This window comes from Nioella sp. (genome assembly GCF_964229645.1).
Classification (GTDB): Bacteria; Pseudomonadota; Alphaproteobacteria; order Rhodobacterales; family Rhodobacteraceae; genus Nioella.
In genome coordinates, this window is sequence record NZ_CAXREX010000170.1 from 1 (window position 1) to 22,467 (window position 22,467).

At 64.4% G+C, this 22,467-nt stretch carries 22 protein-coding genes; 9 read left to right on the forward strand and 13 right to left on the reverse strand.

Features of this window, described 5'->3' with window-relative positions:
• Nucleotides 1–131 precede the first annotated feature (131 nt).
• The 3 genes from ACEQXV_RS11110 to ACEQXV_RS11120 all read left to right on the forward strand — a co-directional run bounded on the left by ACEQXV_RS11110 (nucleotide 132) and on the right by ACEQXV_RS11120 (nucleotide 4,109).
• Complete coding sequence (locus tag ACEQXV_RS11110; RefSeq protein WP_370269175.1) at nucleotides 132–1,163, forward strand: ACP S-malonyltransferase; 1,032 nt, start codon at nucleotides 132–134, stop codon at nucleotides 1,161–1,163.
• A 171-nt stretch (nucleotides 1,164–1,334) separates the two neighbouring features.
• Nucleotides 1,335–3,092: a hypothetical protein gene (locus tag ACEQXV_RS11115; protein WP_370251820.1), complete on the forward strand. Its 1,758-nt coding sequence runs from the start codon at nucleotides 1,335–1,337 to the stop codon at nucleotides 3,090–3,092.
• A 21-nt stretch (nucleotides 3,093–3,113) separates the two neighbouring features.
• Nucleotides 3,114–4,109: an SUMF1/EgtB/PvdO family nonheme iron enzyme gene (locus ACEQXV_RS11120; protein WP_370251821.1), complete on the forward strand. Its 996-nt coding sequence runs from the start codon at nucleotides 3,114–3,116 to the stop codon at nucleotides 4,107–4,109.
• A gap of 129 nt (nucleotides 4,110–4,238) precedes the next feature.
• On the opposite strand, the gene ACEQXV_RS11125 is transcribed toward ACEQXV_RS11120, so the two are convergent.
• From ACEQXV_RS11125 to ACEQXV_RS11145, 5 genes are all read right to left on the reverse strand, one after another.
• The gene (locus ACEQXV_RS11125) at nucleotides 4,239–5,699 is read right to left on the reverse strand and encodes a hypothetical protein (RefSeq protein WP_370269178.1); all 1,461 of its coding nucleotides are present in this window, start codon (nucleotides 5,697–5,699) and stop codon (nucleotides 4,239–4,241) included.
• A gap of 184 nt (nucleotides 5,700–5,883) precedes the next feature.
• Entirely contained in the window at nucleotides 5,884–6,618 is a 735-nt protein-coding gene (locus tag ACEQXV_RS11130) for an SDR family oxidoreductase (RefSeq protein ID WP_370269179.1), read from the reverse strand.
• Nucleotides 6,615–7,937 carry an FAD-dependent oxidoreductase gene (locus ACEQXV_RS11135; RefSeq protein ID WP_370269180.1) on the reverse strand — a complete coding sequence of 441 codons (1,323 nt, stop codon included), beginning with the start codon at nucleotides 7,935–7,937 and terminating at the stop codon, nucleotides 6,615–6,617. Before ACEQXV_RS11135 ends, ACEQXV_RS11130 begins: the two co-directional genes overlap by 4 nt.
• Complete coding sequence (locus tag ACEQXV_RS11140; protein WP_370269181.1) at nucleotides 7,937–8,362, reverse strand: GtrA family protein; 426 nt, start codon at nucleotides 8,360–8,362, stop codon at nucleotides 7,937–7,939. Before ACEQXV_RS11140 ends, ACEQXV_RS11135 begins: the two co-directional genes overlap by 1 nt.
• Nucleotides 8,359–9,795 (reverse strand): UbiA family prenyltransferase, encoded by a 1,437-nt coding sequence (locus tag ACEQXV_RS11145; RefSeq protein WP_370255238.1) that lies wholly within the window; start codon nucleotides 9,793–9,795, stop codon nucleotides 8,359–8,361. The genes ACEQXV_RS11140 and ACEQXV_RS11145 overlap by 4 nt, the downstream gene beginning before the upstream one ends.
• A 224-nt stretch (nucleotides 9,796–10,019) precedes the next feature.
• Between ACEQXV_RS11145 and ACEQXV_RS11150 the strand changes: the two genes are divergently transcribed.
• Nucleotides 10,020–11,099 carry a tetratricopeptide repeat protein gene (locus ACEQXV_RS11150; RefSeq protein WP_372525684.1) on the forward strand — a complete coding sequence of 360 codons (1,080 nt, stop codon included), beginning with the start codon at nucleotides 10,020–10,022 and terminating at the stop codon, nucleotides 11,097–11,099.
• Here ACEQXV_RS11150 and ACEQXV_RS11155 read toward each other — a convergent pair.
• Entirely contained in the window at nucleotides 11,096–11,404 is a 309-nt protein-coding gene (locus ACEQXV_RS11155; RefSeq protein ID WP_370255241.1) for a DUF6476 family protein, read from the reverse strand. The genes ACEQXV_RS11150 and ACEQXV_RS11155 overlap by 4 nt on opposite strands.
• Between ACEQXV_RS11155 and ACEQXV_RS11160 the strand changes: the two genes are divergently transcribed.
• The 5 genes from ACEQXV_RS11160 to ACEQXV_RS11180 all read left to right on the forward strand — a co-directional run bounded on the left by ACEQXV_RS11160 (nucleotide 11,403) and on the right by ACEQXV_RS11180 (nucleotide 16,655).
• Nucleotides 11,403–12,437, forward strand: coding sequence for an RluA family pseudouridine synthase (locus ACEQXV_RS11160; protein ID WP_370255242.1), 1,035 nt, complete (start codon nucleotides 11,403–11,405; stop codon nucleotides 12,435–12,437). The genes ACEQXV_RS11155 and ACEQXV_RS11160 overlap by 2 nt on opposite strands.
• Before the next feature lie 174 nt (nucleotides 12,438–12,611).
• The gene (gene rpoH / locus ACEQXV_RS11165; protein ID WP_370255244.1) at nucleotides 12,612–13,508 is read left to right on the forward strand and encodes an RNA polymerase sigma factor RpoH; all 897 of its coding nucleotides are present in this window, start codon (nucleotides 12,612–12,614) and stop codon (nucleotides 13,506–13,508) included.
• An 86-nt stretch (nucleotides 13,509–13,594) separates the two neighbouring features.
• A complete protein-coding gene (locus tag ACEQXV_RS11170) occupies nucleotides 13,595–14,563 on the forward strand; it encodes a Gfo/Idh/MocA family protein (protein ID WP_370269184.1) in 969 nt (322 codons plus the stop codon).
• 84 nt (nucleotides 14,564–14,647) lie between these two features.
• Nucleotides 14,648–16,318: a tryptophan halogenase family protein gene (locus ACEQXV_RS11175; RefSeq protein ID WP_370269185.1), complete on the forward strand. Its 1,671-nt coding sequence runs from the start codon at nucleotides 14,648–14,650 to the stop codon at nucleotides 16,316–16,318.
• A 67-nt stretch (nucleotides 16,319–16,385) separates the two neighbouring features.
• Complete coding sequence (locus ACEQXV_RS11180; protein ID WP_370255248.1) at nucleotides 16,386–16,655, forward strand: DksA/TraR family C4-type zinc finger protein; 270 nt, start codon at nucleotides 16,386–16,388, stop codon at nucleotides 16,653–16,655.
• A gap of 22 nt (nucleotides 16,656–16,677) precedes the next feature.
• Here the strand turns inward: ACEQXV_RS11180 and ACEQXV_RS11185 are convergent, their stop codons facing one another.
• The 7 genes from ACEQXV_RS11185 to ACEQXV_RS11215 all read right to left on the reverse strand — a co-directional run bounded on the left by ACEQXV_RS11185 (nucleotide 16,678) and on the right by ACEQXV_RS11215 (nucleotide 22,265).
• The gene (locus ACEQXV_RS11185; protein ID WP_370269187.1) at nucleotides 16,678–17,148 is read right to left on the reverse strand and encodes a GNAT family N-acetyltransferase; all 471 of its coding nucleotides are present in this window, start codon (nucleotides 17,146–17,148) and stop codon (nucleotides 16,678–16,680) included.
• Nucleotides 17,145–18,977, reverse strand: coding sequence for a M3 family oligoendopeptidase (locus ACEQXV_RS11190; RefSeq protein WP_370269188.1), 1,833 nt, complete (start codon nucleotides 18,975–18,977; stop codon nucleotides 17,145–17,147). The genes ACEQXV_RS11185 and ACEQXV_RS11190 overlap by 4 nt, the downstream gene beginning before the upstream one ends.
• 74 nt (nucleotides 18,978–19,051) lie before the next feature.
• Nucleotides 19,052–19,384 (reverse strand): hypothetical protein, encoded by a 333-nt coding sequence (locus ACEQXV_RS11195; RefSeq protein WP_370269189.1) that lies wholly within the window; start codon nucleotides 19,382–19,384, stop codon nucleotides 19,052–19,054.
• Nucleotides 19,385–19,394: 10 nt separating this feature from the next.
• On the reverse strand, nucleotides 19,395–20,462 hold the full coding sequence (locus ACEQXV_RS11200; RefSeq protein ID WP_370255254.1) for an endonuclease/exonuclease/phosphatase family protein: 1,068 nt from the start codon (nucleotides 20,460–20,462) through the stop codon (nucleotides 19,395–19,397).
• 5 nt (nucleotides 20,463–20,467) lie between these two features.
• Nucleotides 20,468–21,151, reverse strand: coding sequence for a TerB family tellurite resistance protein (locus ACEQXV_RS11205; protein ID WP_370255255.1), 684 nt, complete (start codon nucleotides 21,149–21,151; stop codon nucleotides 20,468–20,470).
• Nucleotides 21,152–21,183: 32 nt separating this feature from the next.
• The gene (locus ACEQXV_RS11210; protein WP_370255256.1) at nucleotides 21,184–21,654 is read right to left on the reverse strand and encodes an N-acetyltransferase family protein; all 471 of its coding nucleotides are present in this window, start codon (nucleotides 21,652–21,654) and stop codon (nucleotides 21,184–21,186) included.
• The gene (locus ACEQXV_RS11215) at nucleotides 21,651–22,265 is read right to left on the reverse strand and encodes a VOC family protein (RefSeq protein ID WP_370269190.1); all 615 of its coding nucleotides are present in this window, start codon (nucleotides 22,263–22,265) and stop codon (nucleotides 21,651–21,653) included. Before ACEQXV_RS11215 ends, ACEQXV_RS11210 begins: the two co-directional genes overlap by 4 nt.
• Between the last annotated feature and the right edge of the window lie 202 nt (nucleotides 22,266–22,467).

The following is a 22,467-nucleotide window of genomic DNA, read 5'->3' on the forward strand; positions in this document are numbered from 1 at the left end:
GCCGGCATCGGGTCTTTCGCCCGCATCACCGCCGAGGACAGCTTCATCGCCACGGGGCCCGCTTACGGAGCGACCCTGCCTTCGGCTGACGGGATATACCACGCGGCCAAGACGTTGACGGGGGGCATGGCATGACGCGCACGGCGGTTCTGATCTGCCCCGGCCGGGGCACCTACAATGCGCCGGAACTGGGTTACCTTGCCCGTCACCATGGCGCGCGCGCCGAGCTGATCGAAGGTTTCGACGCCATCCGGGCGAGCGCGGGCAGGGAAACGGTTACCGCGCTCGATGGGGCGGACAGGTTCAGCGTTGCGAAATATTCGCGCGGCGACGTTGCCTCGCCTCTCATCTGCGCCTGTTCGCTGGCCGATGCGGCTGCGCTGGCCGGGGACATCGAGGTCGTGGCGGTGACCGGCAACTCGATGGGCTGGTACCTTGCGCTTGCCGCAGGTGGGGCGGTGTCGGCAGTGGACGGGTTCCGCGTGGTCGACACGATGGGCCGCCTGATGCAGGACCACCTGATCGGGGGTCAGTTGGTCTACCCTTGGATGGGCGAGGACTGGCGGCCCGATCCCGCGCGCAAGGCCGAGTTGCTGGGCATCGTGGCTGCGATCAATGCCCGTACGGGCCAGGAACTGCACCTCTCGATCGACCTTGGCGGTATGCTGGTTCTGGCTGGTGACGAGCCCGGTCTGAAGGCCTTCGAGGCTGCCGTGCCCGCAATCGGTGGGCGCTTCCCCATGCGGCTTGCCAATCACGCCGCCTTTCACACCGCCATGCAGGCCCCGGTTGCCGAGCTTGGGCGCGCAGCCTTACCGGTTTCGCTGTTTGGTCAGCCCAGGGTGCCAATGATCGACGGTCGGGGGGGCACCTGGTGGCCCGGATCGACGGATGTTGACGCGCTTTGGCGCTACACATTCGACACGCAGGTTTGCGAACCCTATGACTTCACCGCCGCGATCCGCACGGCGGCGCGGGAATTTGCCCCTGACCTCTTCATCGTGACCGGACCGGGCGGAACGCTTGGCGGCGCAGTGGCGCAATCGCTGGTGCTGGCGGGCTGGCGCGGGATGGCAGACCGGGCCGGTTTCGACGCCGTTCAGGCCGAGACGGGGCTTCTGGTTTCCATGAGGCGCGACGATCAGCGGGCGCAGGTTACCTGACGCTCTCACGCTTTCGTGACCTCTCTGGCACAGGATGATCGAGGGTGTGCGCCATTGCGCCACCTTGGGAATTGTTGCAGCATCAAGACTCGGAAAACCAAGGCGCTTTTGGCCTCGTTTTAGGCCGAATCCCTGCCTGGAATCGATTTTTTGGAGCTGGAATTACACGTAATGGCATTTACCAGGACACGCGCGCGGATCACGGCAATATCGACTGCCCTATTTTTGGGCATGGCAGGCCATTCGGCGGCCACCGGGATCGACCTGCCCGACGAGGAAACGATCGCGGCGCAGCTTGAAGTCTACAACAGCGACTCCCCGGGCTCGATCTACGCCTTGCAGCCTTTCCGCAATGCAATGATGCTGACCGGCGAGGATGGGCTGGAAGTCACTCTGACCTCGATGAACCCGACGATCAACGCGTGGTTCATCCTTTCGGTGCAGGATCCAGACAGTTCCCGCCCCAGCCACTACCACCTGGAAAACGCCTATCCGGACATCTGGCAAATCTCGCTCGAAATGGACGGGGATGCGCCGATCATCCTGATCGAGAACGAGGATGACACGGTCGAGTGCAGCCCTTGGGAGGGGCGCGAGTCCGAGCTGGAGGAGGCGGCGGACGAGCCATTGCCCTACGCCCCGATCTGCGACGGCACCATGTATCTGCGCAACCGCGTGTCGGGGTCGCGCACCACCCGTGAGGCGATTGCCGAATTCCTCCGCGACAACGTGATTTTCGGCGATTCCATCGTGAACCTGATCAAGGGCACCTTCTTCCAGGATGCCTATCTGGAATCTTCAGACGAGGCCGAGACCGAGGACCCGGGCGCGGTGGTCGAGGCGCTTGGCCAGGCCAATCTCGACCGCTTTCCGGTCATGCGGGCGGCCCCGGGCTTCGACCTCGTCGGCGCCGAGGGCGGCATGGAGGCTGGCAGCTGGTATGCCGTCGAGGATGCCCCCGGCATCTACGCTTCGATGATGCAGCCCGGCATGATCAGCGACGAAATCCTGAGCCGTCGCGGAGAGGTCAACTGGCTCGACGGCGTGGAAAGCGGCGCCAATGTCTACCTGGTGGCCTTCGACATGCGTCAGTTCGAAATCGGCTACGAACTTGGCACCGATCACCCCGGTTTCGAATGGTCCTCGCGCCCGCATGGCGCGGGTCGGGACTGGACGATCGACGGGCCTGACGGGATCGATTCCCCCTTTCCGCTGGTCATGGTGGGGATGCTGAGCCCCTCTCTGACCGATCGCGTGGCCGCGACCTTCACCGGCGGCTACAAGCGCGATCATGGCGCGTTTCGCTATGGTGACATGGCGACCTTCAACCACGGTCATCACTACGGGTTCATGGTCAATGGCGTGGTGCTGAGCCGGCTCTGGCCGGGCCTGTCCACGATCTACGTGACCACCGACGGCACCTTCGGCATGACCACCTGGACCGAGGAGTTGAACGAGGAACTTCTGCCGCACCTGCGCTTTGCCCGTCAGAACGGGGTTCCGCTGATCAACCCTGATCCGGAAACCGGGGAAGGCGTGCCGGGTGACCGCGTGACCCAGTGGGGGGCGGGCAACTGGTCGGGTTCTGCCGATGCGCAGCTGCGCACCCTGCGCGCCGGGGCCTGCCTGCGCGAGGTCGATGGCCGCCAGTTCCTGATCTATGCCTATTTCTCGACCGCCACGCCCTCGGCCATGGCCCGCACCTTCCAGGCGTATCACTGCGACTACGCAATGCTGATGGACATGAACAGCCAGGAGCACACCTACATGGCGCTCTACCCGGAAAACGAGGATGACGACTGGATCGAGGCTGAGCACCTTGTCGATGGCATGCGCTATGTCGACCAGGATTCACGCAATGGCTCGATCCCGCGCTTCGTGGGCTTCGCCGACAATCGCGACTTCTTCTATCTGCTCAGACGCGAGTAACCCAACCCAGGAGGACCCCCCATGAAACTTCTTCCCCGATTGTTCGTGACCCTGATCTTTGGCGTCATGGGCGCCGGGGCGGGGGTGGCGCAGAGCCTGCAAGAGCTGAACGAGATCATGTTCCGCCAGATGCAGGAAGTGCGTGGAGTGTCCAATGCCGAGATCCGGCGTATCAGGGAAATCTTCGCCGGGTCCTCCTATATCGGCCAGGGCAACCCGGCCGTCACCCGCCATGCGATGACGCCCGAAGAGGCGGCTGCGCAGGTCGGCGGGTCGGTGTCCAGCGTCCAGCAGCGCTATCGCAATGCAAGGTGGGAACGGATTTGCGGCGGCCCTTACCGGGCACCACTCTACGATCCGGCGACCGAGCGGCCCGAAGATGCCGAGGTCTGCGTGGATATGTTCGAATATCCGAACATCCCGATGGTCTACCCGGTTGTCTGGGTGCGGGCCAACGAGGCCCACGCGCTCTGCGCTGCCGAAGGGGGCCGGATCGGTGATGCCCATGAATGGGAAGGGGCCGCCGCCGGCGCGTTGCTGGAGCCCGACTACCAGTTCCAGCTTGGCAGCCAGCAGGCGATGCGGGCCTGGCACAATTCCCATTGGGCGCACACGTCCAACGTCTACAGCATCGGCCCGTGGCGGTCCGGTGTCTGTGCAACTGGCAGTTTCAAATCCGGCAGCTGCAACGGGGGCAGCTTTACCGGTTGCGGATCGAACACCTACCCTGCCGGGTCATTTCCCCAGTGCCACAGCCCGCTCGGGGTCTATGATATCGACGGCAATGCCGCCGAGCACATGAACCTGCCGCTCAGCGAGGACCAGATGGCCAGCCGTGGGTCGACGACGCTTGGCGTGACGGAAATGAAGGGCAGCTGGTTCATCTGGGACACGGTGCGCGCGCATGAACACTGGGCACGCTGGCGGGCCCCGTTCTGGCATGGCAGCCGGGTGCTGTCGCCGTCGAGCCACCGCAACTACCACCTGGGTTTCCGCTGCTTCTACGACGTGGACTGAAGGGAAAAACGCGCCCTCACCCGTGGCCCACCCACCCACCCACGCCACGCCTGAGGGCGCGCAACGCAGAACGAAAAACCCCGCCGGACGCGGCGGGGTTTCCTGATTGTGCTGCTCTAATCCCTGGGGTCAGCGCGAGGCGATCTGGATTGCGGGGCGACCGATCGGGCCATCGGTATTGAGAAGCCCGGCATAGGTGCCATCCATCAGCAGATCCTGCAGATCGACGGCCTGCCCGTTGACGAAGGCTGTGCGGCTGACCAGGCGAATGCCGTGGCTATAGTCGGCATATTCCGCGCCATGCACCGTCGACAGCGGCTGGATCGGGTTGCCGCCCGGGCGGTGCCAGCCGTAGATCGCGACGCGGCCAGGGGCGCTGGACAGGCGGTTGGTCAGCACCAGGTCCTTCTTGTGACCCGACACCAGCATGCCGAGGCGGCCGCCGGCATTGCCAAGCTGGCCCTGCACGGTGGCGTTGTGCTGCAGGAAGTAGTTGGTCGAGGACATCTGCGCGCCGGGCGTCATCGGCGAGGGCGACAGGCGCACGTCGGCCTGCGCATAGATCGCGTCAACCATGCGGGTCGTGGGCAGCATCATGTTGAACTGTTCGGCGATCTGGGCAGCAGCGGACAGGCCAAGCGGCACGCGGACGAAATCACGATCGTCCCCCACGGCCAGGTAGTCGGGCGTCACGCAGATTGTGATCTGGGCGGTGCGGCCATTGGGCAGAACGCCGTTGAAGGTGACGGGGGCCAGGTCGCGCAGGAAGGCGGGCACGTTGCCACGAAGAATTTCGCGGGCAATGGCGGCGTCACGCGTGGTGCCGGACGCGTTCTGAAGCGTGGCGATGAAATCGGATCCGTCGGGCGCACTGCCGGGGCGGCGCGGGATTTCGCGGGCCAGGCGGCGCGAGCAGGCATTGGCGCTGCGATCGAAACCGGGCAGGGCGATGATCGGCTCCTGCGCAGGGGCGGCGGCGAGGGTGATCTCCTCGGACGCGGCGGGGGCGCGGGCGACGAAGCTTTCGGTTGGCGTGGTGTCGAGACCCGCCGGGCGCAGGGCCGGGCGCGGGCTGATCTGCGTCGCGAGTGGCGACACGGCAGCGGCGGCCAGTTCGATGCTGGCCTCTTCGACAGCCGGGGCTTCGCTTTCGGGACGCGGAGCGGGGCGCAGGGCGGCAACTGCCGCGGGATCCGCAAGGGCACGCGCGGCGGCGGCCAGCGCCTCGATCCGGGCCGGGCGCGGAATGGCCTCGACGGGCGGGCGGCCAGCGATGATGGTGGGGGCAGGCTCGGGGCGGCCGGGCACGGTTTCCACGATGACCCGATCATTGCCGGCGGTGACCGGCGGCAGAGAGGCCGGGATCAGCCGCTCGGGCCCCTGGTCGGCGCCTGCGATCGAGGCACCAACGCCCTCGGTCACGGGCAGGCTGCCCAGGCTGACCTGCGGGATGTCCACGCGTGCAGGTTCCACCTCGACCCCTGCGAGGCGAACCGCCGGGGCGATCCGTGTAACGGTGAGCGTGAGAAGCCCGGCACAGACAAGTGCGGAGACCGCAAGCGTCGCGATGACGGCTGCGGGCGATTCCAATAGCTCGGTCTTGGTGTCAACTGCCCGCGGCCGGCGCAGGTCAAATTTTCTGTCCCTCATGGCAAAAGGGATACACTCGGGCGATTAACGAAACAATACGAGCAAGCCGAATAAGGCAGGCCTGCCACAATTGCGGCGGAAAACTGCCGTTTTGCTGCGGGTGCGAGCGAATTTCTGCGCGTGCTCAGATCGAGGTTTTCTTGAAAATCGCCTCGGGGATCGCGCGGATGATCAGCATCACCAACCACCAGATCGACCGTACGTATATGACATTGCGGGATTTTTCGACGGCAGAGACGATGGCGAAACCAACCTCCTGCGGTTCGGCTGTCAGCTTTTCGGGCAGGTCGAGATGGGCGGTCATCGCGGTGTTCACGAAGCCCGGCTTCACGGTCACCACGTGCACATTCTGCTTTGCGAGGCGGTTTCGCAGCCCTGACAGGAAGGCGGTGAAGCCTGCCTTGGCCGATCCGTAGACGTAGTTCGAGGCCCGGCCCCGGTCCCCCGCGACGGAACTGATTCCCACCAGCGTGCCCGATCCGCGTGCGGCGAAACGATTGGCCAGAACCCCAAGGAGGATGGCCGGTCCCTCGAAATTCGACCGAAGCTCCAGCACCGCCTTGGCCGCGTCGGCTTCGTTCTCCGATTGCTCGCCCATGGTGCCCACGGCACAGACGGCGACCCCGGGCAGGACGGGCAGGCTGTCGACGAAGGCCTCGTGCCCGTCCGTGTCCAGCGCGTCGAAGTCATGCAGGCTGACCTCGACGCCATAGCGCGTTTCCAGGTCGGCCTTGTCTTCAGCCAGGCTGGCGGCATTGCGCGCGGCAAGCTGGATTGGATAACCACGCGCGGCAAAGGCACGGGCGGTGGCGCGGGCCATGTCGGATCGGGCACCGAGGATGAGAACGGGCAAATTCACAGGTTGAGCCTTTCGGATTGGGCCGAGGCGAAGGCCCCGGCAAGGCCGGCATCACGCCGCCAGGCCGCGAAGTCTGCGGCACGGGCATCGGCCTCGGCGAAGGTTTGGGCCGGAACGCGAGAGTCCTTGGCCATGTAGAAACGCCCGCCATGGTCGAGCGTGATCGCGTCAAGTTCCGGCATCAGGGCCAGCGACTTGCGGTTATGCGGGAAATCGAGCGCCAGGGTGTATCCTTCCATCGGGAAGGAAATGGGGCTGTCCTGCGCGCCGAAGCGTTTAAGCACGGACAGGAACGACGCCTGCCCCGACTGCGTGATCGCGGTCAGGAGCCGTGACAGCCCGTCACGCGCGCTGTCCTTGGGCAGGACGCATTGGAACTGCATGAACCCCCGCCGCCCATAGAGCCGGTTCCACTTCAGGATTGCGTCGAGCGGGTAGAAGAAACTGTCGTAATCGACGATGGATTCGCCCGCCTTGCGATTGCCCATGGCGAAATAGGCAGCGTTGAAGGCGCGCACCGTCAGCGGGTTCAGGGCAAAGCCGGGCGCGTTCATGGGAAAGGTGATGTTGCGGTGGCGGCGTGCCTTCAAGGGGGTTGCGCGGTAGCGCGGGGGGACTTCTCCTGCATCGGCATGCTCGCCGAGCATGACCAGGCTGCGCCCCATCTTCTCGCCCTGCGCGGCGCAGTCTATCCAGGCGACCGAGAAAGTGGTGTCCATCGTCCGTTCGAAGATCGAGATCGCCGTATCGAGGTTGTCGGCGGGGATCATCTGCTGACGGATCCAGGCCGATTTGACCGCACGCAGCCGGATGGCGCAGCGCAGGATCACCCCGGTCAGGCCCATGCCGCCCATTGTCCAGCCGAACAGATCGGGGTTTTCCGACTGCGAGCAGCGGCTGACACTGCCGTCCGGCCCCATCAGGTCGATCCAGTCAACGCAACTGCGAAAGCTGCCATCAACATGGTGGTTCTTGCCATGCACATCCGCCGCGATGGCGCCGCCGAGGGTAATGAGCTTGGTGCCCGGCGTGATCAGCGGGAACCAGCCGCGTGGCAGGAAGCTGTCGATGACATCTGACAGAAGCACCCCGGCCTCGGCCACCAGTTGCCCGGTGGCAGGGTTGAAAGACAGCATCCGGTCAAAGCGGCGCATGTCGAGCGTCGTGGCTGCCCCGATGGCCGTATCGCCATAGGACCGGCCGTGGCCGCGCGCCACCACGCGGCCTTCCGCAATCAGCGCAGCAAGCTCGGCCTCGCTGCGAGGGGCGACAAGCCGGGTCTCGGCCTTGGGGAAATTGCCCCATCCGGAAAGCTGCATCACGCCCCCTCTGCCTGCAACCGCGCGTCGGTAAAGACGAAGCGACGGTCCAGAATGTATTTTGTCACGTAGCCCACCATCAGGCCCAGGATCGCCCCGAGCTCCCGCATCGTGTCGGTTCCCCAGATCAGCCAGAAGGCGGTTTCAGACCCCCAGAATATGCAGGTCGTGACAATCCCCATGGCGGTGTAGAGCGCGAACTTGCGGCCATGCGCGCGCAGACCGGTCGAGCTGTCGTAGAAGATCCATCGCTTGTCGAGCGCGTATTTGACGACAAGCCCAACCAGCGTCCCGGCCCCGATCGCCGCGGTGAAGACCGCCCCGGAGTCCCCCGCTGTCAGAACAAGCCGCTGCGTGCCGAGATTGGCGAGTGTCGCAATCACCGCGAACAGGGTGTAGCGCAGGGCAAGGCCGGGTCCGGTCATAGCAGCGCGGCCCCCGCACCGAGCGCCGTCATCAGGATGAAGGCTGCCAGGCTGACCCTGTCGCTCACGGCGAAGACAAGCGGATCGTCGGTCATCTTGCCCCTGTGGGTGACGAAGATCACCCGCGTGATCCAGAACAGAAGCAGCACGCAGACGCCCCAAAGCAGCATCGGTGCCCCGTAGTGGCGCTGGATCTCGGGCGCGTTGATATAGAGTGCCATCACCAGAACCGAGATCATGCCCGAACTGGTCGCCATCTGCGACACGATCGGCAGGTCGTCCAGCCGGTAGCCGCGCCCGACGGCCTTCCTTCCGCCCTCCATCTTGAGATGGACAAGCTCGGCCATGCGCTTCACGGCGGCGAGCGAGAAGAAGAGGAACATCGAGAAGGCCAAAAGCCAGATCGACGGCGTGATCCCCGTGGCCACGGCCCCGGCGAGAATACGCAACGTATAAAGCCCGGCCAGAATACAGATATCGACGATGACCTTGCGCTTGAGCCATAGCGAATAGCTCATGGTCATGACGAAGTAGAAGGCGATGACGCCGAAGAAGGCCGATCCGAGCATGGCCGCGACCGCAAGCCCCAGGATCAGCAGGATCGGAAATAGCGCGGTTCCGGCCGGCACCGGCAACCGACCCGACGCGAGCGGGCGAAAGCGCTTGCGGGCATGGGTGCGGTCCGGGCCGAGGTCGAGCAGGTCATTGAGCACATAGCCCGAGGAGGCCACCAGCCCGAATGCCACAAAGGCCAGCACGCATTGCAGCAGCGCCGCGCCAGTGAAGGTCTGGTTGGCCAGCATCGGCACGAAGATCAGCATGTTCTTCAGCCATTGATGCGGGCGCATGGCTTTCAGAACGGGAAGGATCAGCGGCTCTGGCGGGCTGAGATGCGTGGCCTCCTGTGCCACGGCCGCGACCTTTGTGCGGAACGCGCCCGTGGCGCCAACGGTGACAGCGGCACGCGCATGCGCCCAGACCGCGAGGTCCGCGTGGCTGTCGCCCATGTAGACGAACCCGCCCTCGCCGTAGCGATCGACCAGGAAATCGGCCTTGCGCTCGGCCTTGAGGTTGTGGCCCGGCTCGGTCCCGAACACTTCGTCGAAGAGGCCCAGATGAGCGGCGATGCTGTCGGCCAGGATTTGGTCGCTGGCCGTGACCAGCGCCACCTTGCCCCCTTCGGCGCGCCAGGCCTCGATATGGGCGATCACGTCTTCGTTGTAGGGCAGGCTTGTGACATCGGGCTGCGCGGCCTCGGTCATGCGCCGCTTGAGCGCGGGAATGCCGTCGCCCAGGGCCCGAACCGCGACGAAGGGGGTGCGCCAGTCACTGGCGGCGGCGGCCCAGAAACATTCGAACAGCATGTCCGAACGCAGGAGCGTCCCGTCCAGATCGACGGCCAAAACACAGTCTTTGGTGCCGGAATCGCGCATGTTTCGCCGTATCTTGCCCGCAGGGATCTGATCCGTGCGGCCTCTTGTCTGCTCTTGATCCACATGGTTGGCCGCTTGGGCCTGCGAAAACTTGCACCGAGGATGCGGCCTTGACCAGCCGTTTCTGTGGTTTTCTTGGGAAGATCGCGGCCTAGCCTGTCGACAGACCGGCCCTGAATTGGCTAGGCTTTGCCTTGATTTTCAATAACTACCCGGTTGCTGCCATGCCTTCCCGAATTGCCATTCAAGCCCTTCGTACCTCCCTGGCGCTGTTTCTTGCGTCCAGTCCCCTGGCCCTGTCCGCCCAGACCACCCCAGAAACCGCGGCTGCCCTTTGCGTCGAGCTCGCGGGTCAGCCCGATGCCGGTGTGCCCGTCAGCCCCGAGGCACAAGAGGCGGCCCAGGCTGCGCTTGCCCTGGCGACCCCGCATTGCGAAGAGGCGTTGTCCGGGGGCTCGGAAGATCCGGTCGTCCTGTTCTATATCGGGGTGATCCGGCAGGCAGAGGGCGAGCATGATGCCGCCGTCGCAGCCTTCGAGGCATCGGCTGCGGGGGGGCTTGCAGCGGCCAACACCAAGCTGGGGGATTACCACCTGTTCGGCATCGGGCCCCTACGTCGCGATGCAGAGGAAGCCGCCGACTATTTCGAAGCCGCAGCCGAAGCAGGCGACGCGCCCGCCCAGATGACCCTTGGCCTGATGCACAGGCTCGGGGCCGGGGTGCCGCGCGACCTGGGGCGGATGGTCGAGCTGATGCGGGCTGCCGCAGATGGGGGCTATCACTTCGCGCAATACCGCATCGGTCAGATCTTCCTGACAGGAGAGGGCATTCCGGGGGGCGAAGACGCCTCGCTCGGCATTCCCGATCGCGAGCTTGCCGCGCGCTATCTGTCGATGGCCGCCGAGCAGGGCAATATCGAAGCGGTGCTGGAACTGGCGCGCTACTATGGAGAACTGGACGGGGCAGGCGAGGGCGACCCCGGGCAGCAATTCATCTGGACCGAGCGCGCCGCCGAGGCGGGGTTGCCCGACGCGGTTGCGGCTCTGGGGTTCCTCTACGAACGGGGCCGGGGCGTGGAGGCCAGCGCCGAGCAGGCCGCGACCCTCTACGTTCAGGCGTTGGAAACCGGCGACGTGGATTTCGACGATCTGCGCGGGCGGATTGGCGGCTACACGCCGCAATGGGACCGCGAGACCGCGATTGCCTTCCAGCTGATCCTTCAGGAACGCGGGCTCTACCTTGGCGCCATCGACGGCATCATCGGCCCGATGTCCCGGGCCGCGGCCGCAGCTCTCGACGATTAACGGCTGATCTCGACGGTCTGGCGCAGCTCGCCGCTGTCGCGGTCGAATATCAGGATGCGATCGTCATCGGTGACAACTGCATACCACCCCTGGCCAAGGGTGACCGCGCTGGCGCCCACGCCCTCTGGCAGAACCACCTGATCGGGGAGGCTGACGCTGCCCGTGCCCGGGAAACGGGTGACAAAGGTGATCACGACCGCTATCAGCCCGACAATCATCACCACCGTCAGGACCGTTACGAGGATGCGCAGCACCCTGAGGTTCAGCGGGTCCTTGTCGTCCTCTGTCAGCGGAGCGTCCTGCATGTCCGGCCTTTCGTCCAAGATCGTCTCGGTCCGTATCGGCCCGGACCCTGCGCCGCGCCTTGATAAGGCACTGGCCCGCGAAGTGCCAGAGGAGGCGTCGCTGAGCCGCTCGCGGCTTGCGCGCCTGATCGTCGAGGGCGCGGTGCGGGTGAACGGGGCGGTGGTGACGGATGCCAAGGCCAAGCTGGTTGAGGACGACCTGGTCGAGATTACCGTCGAAGAGGCCGTCGATGTGGAAACCCGGCCCGAAAACATTCCGCTGGAAATCCTCCATGAGGACGACGACCTGATCGTTGTGAACAAGCCCGTGGGCATGGTCGTCCATCCGGCTCCCGGCACGCCGTCTGGCACGCTGGTCAACGCGCTGCTGCATCATTTCGGGGGCAATCTGTCGGGCGTCGGTGGCGAAAAGCGCCCCGGGATCGTGCACCGGATCGACAAGGACACGTCCGGGCTGCTGGTGGTGGCGAAGTCCGACCGGGCCCATCACGGGCTGGCCGCGCAGTTCGAAAAACACACGGTTGACAGGCATTACCTGGCGATCTGCCACGGGGAGCCCGACCCGTCGGATCCGCGGCTGCGCGGGGTCAGGGGGGTGAGCTTCGAAGCGGGCAATATCCTCAAGATCACAACGCAGCTTGCCCGCCACAAGACCGACCGTCAGCGCCAGGCGGTGCTGTTCAACGGGGGTCGCCATGCGGTTACGCGGGCCCGCGTCGAAGAAGGCTTCGGGGCGGTGGCGCTTATCAACTGCTGGCTGGAAACGGGCCGCACCCACCAGATTCGCGTGCACATGTCCCATGCTGGGCATGCGCTTGTGGGCGATCAGACCTATGGCGGGCGGCGGAAGGTATCGGCAAAAGACCTCGGCGATGCCCTGGCCGCCGAGCTTAACGCCTTTCCCCGGCAGGCCCTGCATGCGGCGACGCTTGGGTTCTTGCACCCCGTCAGCGGTGACACCCTGAGCTTCTCGGCCCCGTTGCCCGATGACATGGCGCAAATTCTCGACAAGCTTCGTAAAACAGCCGGTTAAACTGTGCGCAATTGCACGTGAGTCGAGTGTAACATCTGTTGCGGTGCGCTTGGCTGGTAAGATATTGTTCAGAGAAATCGCATTATGGCCCTTGAACGGGGCTGTTATCGCTCCCATCTAGGTTAAAGTTAATCAGATTTACATCTGAGGATGTCGAACAGGGGATCCGAACACGTGAGCAGCTATGCAAATCTCCCGGCACCGTCGCCGGAACAGGGCCTGAACCGTTACCTTCAGGAAATCCGCCGGTTCCCGATGCTGGAGCCGGAACAGGAATACATGCTGGCGAAACGATGGGTGGACCACGAAGATACCGAGGCCGCCCATCAGCTGGTGACGTCGCATCTGCGACTCGCCGCCAAGATTGCCATGGGCTATCGCGGCTATGGTCTGCCGCAGGCCGAGGTGATTTCCGAGGCCAATGTCGGTCTGATGCAGGCCGTGAAGCGGTTTGACCCCGAAAAGGGTTTCCGTCTGGCGACCTACGCCATGTGGTGGATCCGCGCCTCGATCCAGGAATACATCCTGCGGTCCTGGTCCCTGGTCAAGCTTGGCACAACGAGCGCGCAGAAGAAGCTTTTCTTCAACCTGCGCAAGGCCAAGGCCCGGATCGGCGCATTGGAAGACGGCGACCTTCGTCCCGAAAACGTCGCGCAGATCGCCCATGATCTCGGCGTGACCGAGGACGAGGTGATCTCGATGAACCGGCGGCTGTCGGGTGGCGATGCCTCGCTGAACGCGATGGTGGGCAGCGATGGCGAAAGCGCGACCCAGTGGCAGGACTGGCTGGAGGACGAGGACGCCAACCAGGCCGAGGACTATGCCGAGAAGGACGAGATGCAGCATCGTCTTGCGCTGATGCAGGAGGCGATGGACGTGCTGAACGAGCGTGAGCGCGATATCCTCACGCAGCGCCGGCTGCTCGATCAGCCGGTCACGCTGGAAGATCTCTCGGGCGTCTACGAAGTCAGCCGCGAGCGTATCCGCCAGATCGAGGTGCGTGCCTTCGAGAAGCTGCAAAAGCGCATGCGTGAACTGGCGCGCGAGCAGGGCGTTCTGGTTTCGGCCTGACCCCCTGAATGGACCAATAGTGAAGGCCCGCCTTTTCGGCGGGTCTTTTTTGTGGTCTTGTTCGCGCTAACAGGGAGATTGCCGAAATGACCGATCCGATCCGTTGGGGCGTGCTTGGCGCCGCGAATTTTGCCCGCACCACCATGGCGCCCGCCATTCACGATGCCGAGAATGCCGTGCTGTTCGCGCTGGCCACGTCAAGCGCCGAGAAGGCCGCGAATTTCGCGGCGCTTGCACCGGGTTTGCGCGTGCATGACAGCTACGAGGCGATGCTGGCTGATCCCGAGATTGATGCGATCTACATTCCGCTTCCCAATGCGATGCATGTGGAATGGACCGAGAAGGCCGCAAGGGCAGGCAAGCATGTTCTGACGGAAAAGCCCATTGCTCTGGAACTGAGCGAGATCGACCGGCTGATCGCCCTGCGCGACGAAACCGGGGTGCTGATCGCCGAGGCCTACATGATTCCCCATCACCCGCAGTGGCAACTGGTGCGCCAGATGGTGCAGTCGGGCGAGATCGGAGACCTCCTGCATATCGACGGCTACTTCACCTTCCGGCTGACCGATGACGGCAATATCCGGCTCAACCCCGCCCTCGGCGGCGGAGTCACCCGCGATATCGGTGTTTACACGCTCGGATCCGCCAGGCTGGTCACGGGGCAAGAGCCCCAGAATGTCGAGGCCCGGTTTGGCTGGAAACACGGGGTCGATGTGTCCGCCCGGATCTGGGCCAATTTCGGCAAGGCCACCTGTTCCATCTTCATGAGCATGGAAGCCCCCAACCGACAGGTTGCGGTCTATCACGGCACCGGTGGCTTCATCGAGATGGTGGCCCCGTTCAATGCCCAGGTGCATCGTGAAGCCTCGGTCCGGCTGGTGCGCGCCGACGGCGAAGAGCGCCTGATCCGCTACCCCACGGCGCGGCAATACGTGAACCAGGTGGAAGCCTTCGGGCGCACGGTTCGCGATGGTGCTCCGTATCCGGTGCCGCTGGAATTCTCGCGCGGCACCCAGGCCGCGCTGGAGGCGGCCTTCGCGGGCGAAAGATCCTGACGTAACCTCCTTTCGGGGATTTTTGGACTCGAAGGAGAAAATTGCCTAGGCTTCCCCCGTTGCTTGTTAAGGGGGGAAAGGCGCGTGGGACAGCCGATCAATTCCATTACCATCGTCGGGGGCGGGACAGCCGGCTGGATGGCGGCACTGATCCTCAACAACTATTTCGGCCAGAAGATGCGGGCCGGAAAAAAGATGTCGATCACCCTGATCGAGTCGCCCAACGTGCCCACAGTCGGCGTGGGAGAGGCCACCGTGCCGGGCATGCCCCGCACGTTGCGAAGCGCGGGCATTTCCGAAAGCGCGTTCTTCAAGACCTGCAACGCGTCCTTCAAGCTCGGAGTTCTCTTTGCCAACTGGAACGTCGACAAGGCCGGAAAGCCGATCGACTACGTCAATCCGTTCGCCAGCCCGCAGGCCGTGGGCGGTCTGGAAGCGGCCTATTATTTTCTGCAACACGGGGCAGGGGCCTGTGATTTCACCCAGGTGTTCTCGCCTTCCGTCGATCTGGCCCGCGCCAACAAGGGGCCGCGCCCCCTTGGCGACAAGCCCTATGCGCTGAAAGTGGGGCACGCCTATCACCTCGATGCGGGCAAATTCGCCAACATGATGCGCGACATCTGCATCTCGCGAGGGGTGAAGCATGTCCTGGAAGACGTGGTGCATGTGGAGCAGGATGAGAACGGCTACATCTCTGCCCTAGAGCTTGCAGAAAGCGGGCGGCACGAGACCGAGCTCGTGCTCGATTGCACCGGGTTCAAGGGCATCATCATCAACGAAGTGCTGAAGGAACCCTTTGTCTCCTATGCGCGCTACCTGGCCAATGATCGCGCGATGGCCGTGCAGATCCCGCATCCAGACCCCAACAAGATTCCGTCGCTGACCCGGTCCTACGCGCTTGGCGCGGGGTGGGTCTGGCGTGTGCCGCTCTATAACCGGATTGGCACCGGCTATGTCTATTCCTCGGCGCACAGGACGGACGAGGAGGCACGGGATGAATTCGTTGCCCATCTGGGCGATACCTGGAACGGGGTCGAACCGCGGGTGATCCCCATGCGCGTGGGGCGCAATCGGAATGCCTGGGTCAAGAACGTCGTGGCGCTTGGGTTGTCGGGGGGCTTCATCGAGCCTCTGGAATCCACCGCGATCCACATGATCGATACTGCCGTGCGCTGGCTGATCACCTATTTTCCCGACGGGGATTATCCCGACCCGCTGCGCGACCGATACAACAAGCTGATGAACAGTCTCTATGACGAGGTGCGCGATTTTATCTGCCTGCACTATGCGCTCGGGAACCGCACGGACAGCCAGTACTGGATTGATGCCCGCGAGGCGCTTGAGGTTCCCGACAGCCTGGCCGAGAACCTCGACTTGTGGCGCCACACCCTTCCCGGCCCCTACGATCTGGAGTTCGACTCCCTCTTTTCCTATGGCACCTACCAGGCGGTTCTGATGGGTAAGCGTGTCTACGAGACCGGCTTTGCCGCCCCCGGCTTCATGCGCAACCTGGAGATGCGTGCCGATCTATGGTCGCAATACCTCAAGAAAGCACGTGGCACGATCGATCAGATGGTTCACCACATGGCCGATCACTACACCCTGCTGCGCGAGTTGCGCGGAGAGGGGGCGCCACCTGCCCCGGTCGCCAATTTCGCGCTCGCCAACCCGACCGTTTCCATGCCGGGGCAGGCCCCGCCCAAGGTTCTGGTCGCCGCGACGGCGGATGAGGATGACAGCGTCAGCCTGTTGTGACGTGATCTGGCCTGCCGGGCGGGGCATCTGCTAGGATGCGGGGCACGAACCGGAGAGGGGGCCTGCCATGGCCGGAGGATGGGCGCGCGACGGCGCGGTATCAGAGCAGATCGAAGCCTCGATCGAGGACGAACTCGCGCGCATGAAGGCCAAGGCGCAGCCCAAGGGCGAGAGCCTGACCCATTGCGCGGAATGCGAAGAAGAGATCCCACAGGCGCGGCGCACTGCCATTCCCGGCGTGAAGCTCTGCATCGACTGCGCCTCGGAGCGCGACGCAAGGCCGGATCAGCGCGGTGGCATCAACCGACGCGGGTCGAAGGACAGCCAGTTGAAATAACAACGGGGGCAAGCCGCTGCGTCTATGGCAGGTCGAGCCTCTTGATGTGCTGTGGCCCGGCGCTGCCGCCGTGATAAATTCCACCCTCATCCCGCCAGCCCCCTGACAGATAGGCGCGATAGGCGATCTCGTTTCGGCAGTTCACGGTCAGGTAATAGAGCGTTTGGCCCGGATAGCGGTGCGCCAGGTATGGCGGCAGCAACGCCAGCACTGCCCGCCCAATCCCGCGCCCCTGGAACTGCGCGCCGATCAACAGCCCCCGCAGGCCCCATCCATGAGGCTCGGCGAAATCATGGCTCGGGGCATAGTCCCGGTCGATCTTGAAGAAACCCACCACATCGCGGCCCTCTCGAACCACGTGGAAATCCCGGGCGGGGTAAGGGTCTTTTACCATGTCGCCGATCGGGCCCACGAAATCCGCTTGTCCGGGACCGAGGGCGAGATGCAGGACCTCGCCCACCCGGTCACGCGGCAGATCGCCGATCTGGATCATTCCATGGCTTCAAGCTGGTCGATGAAGCCCTCGATCATCGACAGGCCCTTGTCCCAGAAGGCCGGGTCAGAGGCATCCAGCCCGAAGGGGGCCAGCAATTCCTTGTGGTGCTTCGAGCCGCCCGCCTTGAGCATCTCGAAATACTTCTCCTGGAAGTCGTCGCCGCCCTCTTCGTAGACCGCGTAAAGCGCGTTCACGAGGCCGTCACCGAAGGCATAGGCGTAGACGTAGAAGGGCGAGTGCACGAAATGGGGGATATAGGCCCAGAAGGTCTCATACCCCTCCATGAAGTTGAAGACAGGCCCCAGGCTTTCGGCCTGCACGCTCATCCACAGCGCGTTGATGTCATCGGGCGTCAGTTCGCCTTCGGCCCGGGCGGCGTGCAGCTTGCACTCGAAATCGTAAAACGCGATCTGGCGCACCACCGTGTTGATCATGTCCTCGACCTTGCCCGCCAGCATCACCTTGCGGGTGGCGTCATCCTTGGCCTCGGACAGCATCTTGCGGAAGGTCAGCATTTCACCGAAGACCGACGCGGTTTCGGCCAGCGTCAGCGGCGTGGAGGACAGAAGTTCCCCCTGTCCTGCCGCCAGCCGCTGGTGCACGCCATGGCCAAGCTCGTGGGCCAGGGTCATCACGTCGCGCGGTTTGCCAAGGTAGTTCAGCATCACGTAGGGGTGGGCATCTGCCACGGTCGGATGGGCGAAAGCGCCGGGGGCCTTGCCCTCTTTGACGCCCGCGTCGATCCAGCCATCGGTGAAGAAGGGTTCGGCCAGTTCCGCCATGCGCGGATCGAAGGCCGCGTAGGCCTCGGACACCACCTTGCGCGCCTCGTCCCAATGCACAAGCCGGTCATCTTCCATCGGCAGGGGCGCGTTGCGGTCCCAGACTTCCAGCGTGTCGAGCCCCAGCCACTTGGCCTTGAGCGCGTAGTAGCGGTGGCTGAGTCGGGGGTATGCGGCAACGACCGCGTTGCGCAGTGCCTCGACCACCTCGGGTTCCACGTGGTTGGCCAGGTGCCGGCCCATCTGGGGCGAGGGCAGCTTGCGCCAGCGGTCCTCGATTTCCTTTTCCTTGGCCAGCGTGTTGTGCACACGGGCAAAGAGGCTGATCTTTTCGCCGAAGGTTGCGGCCAGTGCCCGCGCGCCTGCCTCGCGCTTGGCGCGGTCCTGTTCCGACAGGAGGTTCAGCGTGGCCTCGATGCCCAGTTCTTCGCCCTCGACCTCGAAGGTCAGCCCGGCGATGGTCTCGTCAAACAGCTTGTTCCACGCGGCGGCGCCCACCATCGACTGATCGTGCAGAAATTTTTCCAGCTCGTCGGACAGCTGGTAGGGTTTCATCGCGCGCATCCGGTCGAAGATCGGGCGATAGCGGGCAAGATCGGCATTGGCGGACATCAGACCTTCGAAATGTGCATCCTCCAGCCGGTTGAATTCCAGCCCCCAGAACACCAGCGACGTGGTGGCCACGGTGATCGCCTCTTGCATGTTCGACATGAACTGGAGCCGTTCGGGGTTCGTCGTGTGCTGGTAATAGCGCAGGCCCGCATAGGACATGAGCCGCCCGGCCACCATGTCGATCTTCTCGTAGCGCTGCACGGCGTCCAGCATCTGATCTGCCGAAAGCTCTGCCAGCTTGCCCTCGTAATCGGCGGCAAATGCGGCGCATTCCGCGTCCAGCCAGGCCTTGTCGCGGTCCACCTCGGGCGCGTCGGGCGCGGTGTAGAGGTCGCTCAGGTCCCATTCCGGCAGGTCACCCAGGTTCTTGCCGCCGGCAGAGGCATTGGCATCAGACAGGGGGAAGGGCAGGGAAAGCGTGGCAAACTGCATGGGAACCTCTTTGGGACTGCGTCAGGCCACAGATAGGCAGCCCGACGGGGAAAGTGCAATGGATCGTGGGCGGATTACAGGTCAACCGGGTCGCTTGGCGCGCCCTCGCCATCTGCCTCCGGCTCTGTCACCCGGCGGCGGATGATGATGTCGCCATTGGGCAGACGCTCGGGCAATTCATAGAGCGCCACGTCGTCGATCAGTTCCCCAAGGGCCGCAATCATCGGGATCAGGTGCTCATCGACCAGCGGGCGCATCTCGTCGGCCAGACCCTCCAGCAACAGGCGGGAGCCTTCCGAGAGCAGCCCCCAGCCTTCACTCAGGCGGTTTCCCTCGCCTTCTTCCTGCGCAAGCGCGGGGGTGGTGGCAAGGCTCAGAACAACAAGGGCGGCGAATGCGTGTTTCATGCCTTCATATCTAGGATGCAGGAGGACCACTTGGAAGGGGCGCGGTGATGGGCCCGTTCAGCTCCATTGTCACCGGGAAATGATCGGACGCGGTCAGAAGCGCATGTTGCAGTTTCTCGTTGCGCCAGCAGGCCGGGTCTTCGAACGGATGCCAGATGCGCCAGTCGTGGCAAATCGGCCGGAGCCGGGGGCAAACCATGATGTAATCCAGCAGCGCGGTCAGGAAGCGGTCTTCGTCCCGGATGTAGAACCGCGCCGACGAGGGCTGTGCCCCGAGCCGGCTTTCCAGCGCTTGGTCGGCATGGGGATCATAAAGCTGATCCTGCGGGTCGAGATCGGTGCCAAGCACGATTTCCAGCCCCGAGCGCCCGAAAAGCCGCTCGAACTCGTCCAGTCCCGGGCCGTCGTTGAAGTCGCCCGCCACGATCAGCGGATCGCCCATGTCAAGGTGGTGGTCCACGCGTTCCCGGATCCAGATACACTGCGCCAGTTGCTTGCGCCGGTTGGCGATGGCAAGACGCATCATCTCGTCGCGATTGCGCGCACCGTGCGGGGCCTTCGATTTCGCATGCACACCGATCAGGCGAAATGTGCCTTCGGCGCTGTCGATCACGGCCTCCAGCGGCGGCTTCGAAAAGCGCACGATATCTTCGGTCGCGTCGATATCGAGGTCGATCCGGTAGGCCCCGTCAAAACGTGGCGCAACGCGAGAGCCCTTCTTGCCGGTTTCCTCGCCCACGGGCGCGTGCCGGGCCTCGATCTTGTCAGGGTCATAGAGCAGCATGATTTCCTGCTGCGTGTGGTTTTCGAAGCCCACCAGCGCCTTGCGCGCGCGAATGCCTGCATGGGCCGCGAACTTTTCCAGCGCCATCGACCCGTTGCGCTGGCGCGAACTGTCGGGCGCTTCGATCACCAGGACCGCGTCGGCATCGATCTTGCGAAAGACGTAGGACAGCGCCGCGATCTGCTGGCCGCGTGTCACGTCCTGCCGGCCCGACCACTGCATGTCGTTGAGCAGCTTGCCTTCGTCGTCAAAGAGGTTGGCGAACCATTCCACGTTGTAGGTCGCGATGCGCATGGGCGTCAGGCTCCGTGGTTGGCCTCGATTTCCTCCCAGGCCCGATTGATCGCCACGAGGCGCGACTGCGCCAGTTGCACCGCCTCCTCGGGCACGCCGCGTGCGATCATCCGGTCGGGATGGGTCTCGCGCACCAATTGCCGCCAGGCCTTGCGGATCTCGGCCATCGACATCGACGGATCGACGCCCAGAACGGTGTAGGGGTCTGGGTCGGCATCAGGCACGTTGCGCGCCCGAAGGCTCGCAAAGGCGCGGGGCGACATGCCGAAGATCTCGGCCACCCGCTCGAGGAAGGCATCCTCGGCGGGGTGATATTCGCCATCGGCCACCGCGATGTGAAAAAGCCCGTCCAGAAGGTCGGTCAGCACGGCGCTGTCGGCATCGAACATGGCGGCGATCTTGCGCGCGTAATCCTCGAAGCCCGCCACGTCCTCGCGCGCCAGGTTGAAGACGCGGGCCGCAGATTTTTCGTCGGCCTGCGGGATGGCGAAGACCTCGCGGAAGGCAGTGACCTCGTTGCGGGTCACGAGACCATCGGCCTTGGCCATCTTCGCGCCAAGCGCGATCACGGCAATGGCGAAGCCGACCGTCAACTCGGGCGGCTTTCGCAGCTTGTCGAACATGGCGCCCAGCCCTTCGCCGGAAGCGAGGGCCGCAAGCGCGTCACTGATACGGGACCATAGGGACATGGGGCGCTTTTACCCCGGATGGGCCGGGAATGTCAGAGGAATTTCTGCATCAGCACAAGATCGTGCCAGCGCCCGAATTTCCGACCCACCTGCGACAGTCGCGCGGCATGGGCGTAGCCAAGCGCCGCGTGAAAGGCGATACCGGCGGCGTTTTCCCCGGAAATGCCTGCGAAAAGGGAATGCACCCCGTGGGCGCGGGCGTGATCTTCTAGCGTAGCCATCAGTGCACGACCCAGGCCCCTTCCTTGCGCTTTCGGGTCGAGATGGACGGAATGCTCCATCGTATGGGCATATCCCGGCCCGCCCCGGAACTGGAAATAGGTGGCAAAGCCCAGGATCTCGCCCGCCTCCTCAGCCACCCAGTAGGGCTGGGTCTGGATCCCGGCCGCCAGGGCTGCGGGGTCTTTCTCGGCGGTGGTGAAGGTCGCCACCGTGTCGCGGATGACCCGGTTCCAGATCGCCGCGATGGCAGGGGCATCCTCGTGGCGGGCTGGACGGATCACAGCCGGACGCGCCCCTTTGGACCGGTCAGGTCGACCGAGAGCGCGGGGGCGGGGCCGGTCTCGACCCTGAGGCGTGGATCGGCGATCATGGGGGTGAGTGCGGCGCGCAAACCCTCGCCATCCGGGTGAGTCAGGGTGATCCCGGTCATGCGGATGCCGCGATCCGGCAGGCGCGGGGCAGGATGGGCCGTTCCCTGCCATTCGATCATTGCGGGAAAGCAGTTGGCGAAGGGCAGTTTGCCATCTTTCGGCACTGCCATGCGCCAGCGCAGGTCGCCCCGTTCCAGGTCCCATGGCAGGCCTGCGCCTTCGGGGGCGGCGGCCAGTGCGGCGTCAAGGTCGGGGCAGCGGCAAATCCAGTTCGTCATGCGCGGGCTGCCCGCGAAATCGTCGAGATCGAACCAGCGCGGCTGGTCGGGGCCGGGGGCGTCAGGGTTGATCGCGATGACCTCCAGGTATTCATCCGGCCCAAGTGACAAGAGCCGGTTATGCGTGCCCATGGCGGCGTGTTCCCCGCCCGGGGCCAGTTCAACGCCCAGGGTGGCCTCGACATGGGCGACGCCTTCGGCAAGGCTGTCGCAGGAAATGGCCAGATGGTCGAAAGTCAGCATGTGCGGCGCGGTCCCTGGGCTAGTGTTGCGCCAGTGAAACCCCGGGCGTGCCCCGAGCGCAAGAGAAACACCGCAATGGACCTGACCGCCCGAAAGGCCGCCCTGCGCAAGAAAGCCTTCACCGCCCGTGCCGAAGCCTATGAACGGGCCTCTGTCGCAGACGCCAATGCCGCGCTTCTGGCCGAGATCGGCGCGGTTCAGG

Bases quoted from the DNA above. Each gene is read 5' to 3' on its own strand.
- ACEQXV_RS11155 (WP_370255241.1), bottom strand. From the start codon at position 11,404: ATGCAGGACGCTCCGCTGACAGAGGACGACAAGGACCCGCTGAACCTC.
- ACEQXV_RS11150 (WP_372525684.1), top strand. From the start codon at position 10,020: ATGCCTTCCCGAATTGCCATTCAAGCCCTTCGTACCTCCCTGGCGCTG.
- ACEQXV_RS11140 (WP_370269181.1), bottom strand. From the start codon at position 8,362: ATGACCGGACCCGGCCTTGCCCTGCGCTACACCCTGTTCGCGGTGATT.
- ACEQXV_RS11160 (WP_370255242.1), top strand. From the start codon at position 11,403: ATGTCCGGCCTTTCGTCCAAGATCGTCTCGGTCCGTATCGGCCCGGAC.
- ACEQXV_RS11135 (WP_370269180.1), bottom strand. From the start codon at position 7,937: ATGCAGCTTTCCGGATGGGGCAATTTCCCCAAGGCCGAGACCCGGCTT.
- ACEQXV_RS11110 (WP_370269175.1), top strand. From the start codon at position 132: ATGACGCGCACGGCGGTTCTGATCTGCCCCGGCCGGGGCACCTACAAT.
- ACEQXV_RS11195 (WP_370269189.1), bottom strand. From the start codon at position 19,384: ATGAAACACGCATTCGCCGCCCTTGTTGTTCTGAGCCTTGCCACCACC.
- ACEQXV_RS11180 (WP_370255248.1), top strand. From the start codon at position 16,386: ATGGCCGGAGGATGGGCGCGCGACGGCGCGGTATCAGAGCAGATCGAA.
- ACEQXV_RS11190 (WP_370269188.1), bottom strand. From the start codon at position 18,977: ATGCAGTTTGCCACGCTTTCCCTGCCCTTCCCCCTGTCTGATGCCAAT.
- ACEQXV_RS11170 (WP_370269184.1), top strand. From the start codon at position 13,595: ATGACCGATCCGATCCGTTGGGGCGTGCTTGGCGCCGCGAATTTTGCC.
- ACEQXV_RS11120 (WP_370251821.1), top strand. From the start codon at position 3,114: ATGAAACTTCTTCCCCGATTGTTCGTGACCCTGATCTTTGGCGTCATG.
- ACEQXV_RS11145 (WP_370255238.1), bottom strand. From the start codon at position 9,795: ATGCGCGATTCCGGCACCAAAGACTGTGTTTTGGCCGTCGATCTGGAC.
- ACEQXV_RS11215 (WP_370269190.1), bottom strand. From the start codon at position 22,265: ATGCTGACTTTCGACCATCTGGCCATTTCCTGCGACAGCCTTGCCGAA.
- ACEQXV_RS11185 (WP_370269187.1), bottom strand. From the start codon at position 17,148: ATGATCCAGATCGGCGATCTGCCGCGTGACCGGGTGGGCGAGGTCCTG.
- ACEQXV_RS11115 (WP_370251820.1), top strand. From the start codon at position 1,335: ATGGCATTTACCAGGACACGCGCGCGGATCACGGCAATATCGACTGCC.
- ACEQXV_RS11200 (WP_370255254.1), bottom strand. From the start codon at position 20,462: ATGCGCATCGCGACCTACAACGTGGAATGGTTCGCCAACCTCTTTGAC.
- ACEQXV_RS11205 (WP_370255255.1), bottom strand. From the start codon at position 21,151: ATGTCCCTATGGTCCCGTATCAGTGACGCGCTTGCGGCCCTCGCTTCC.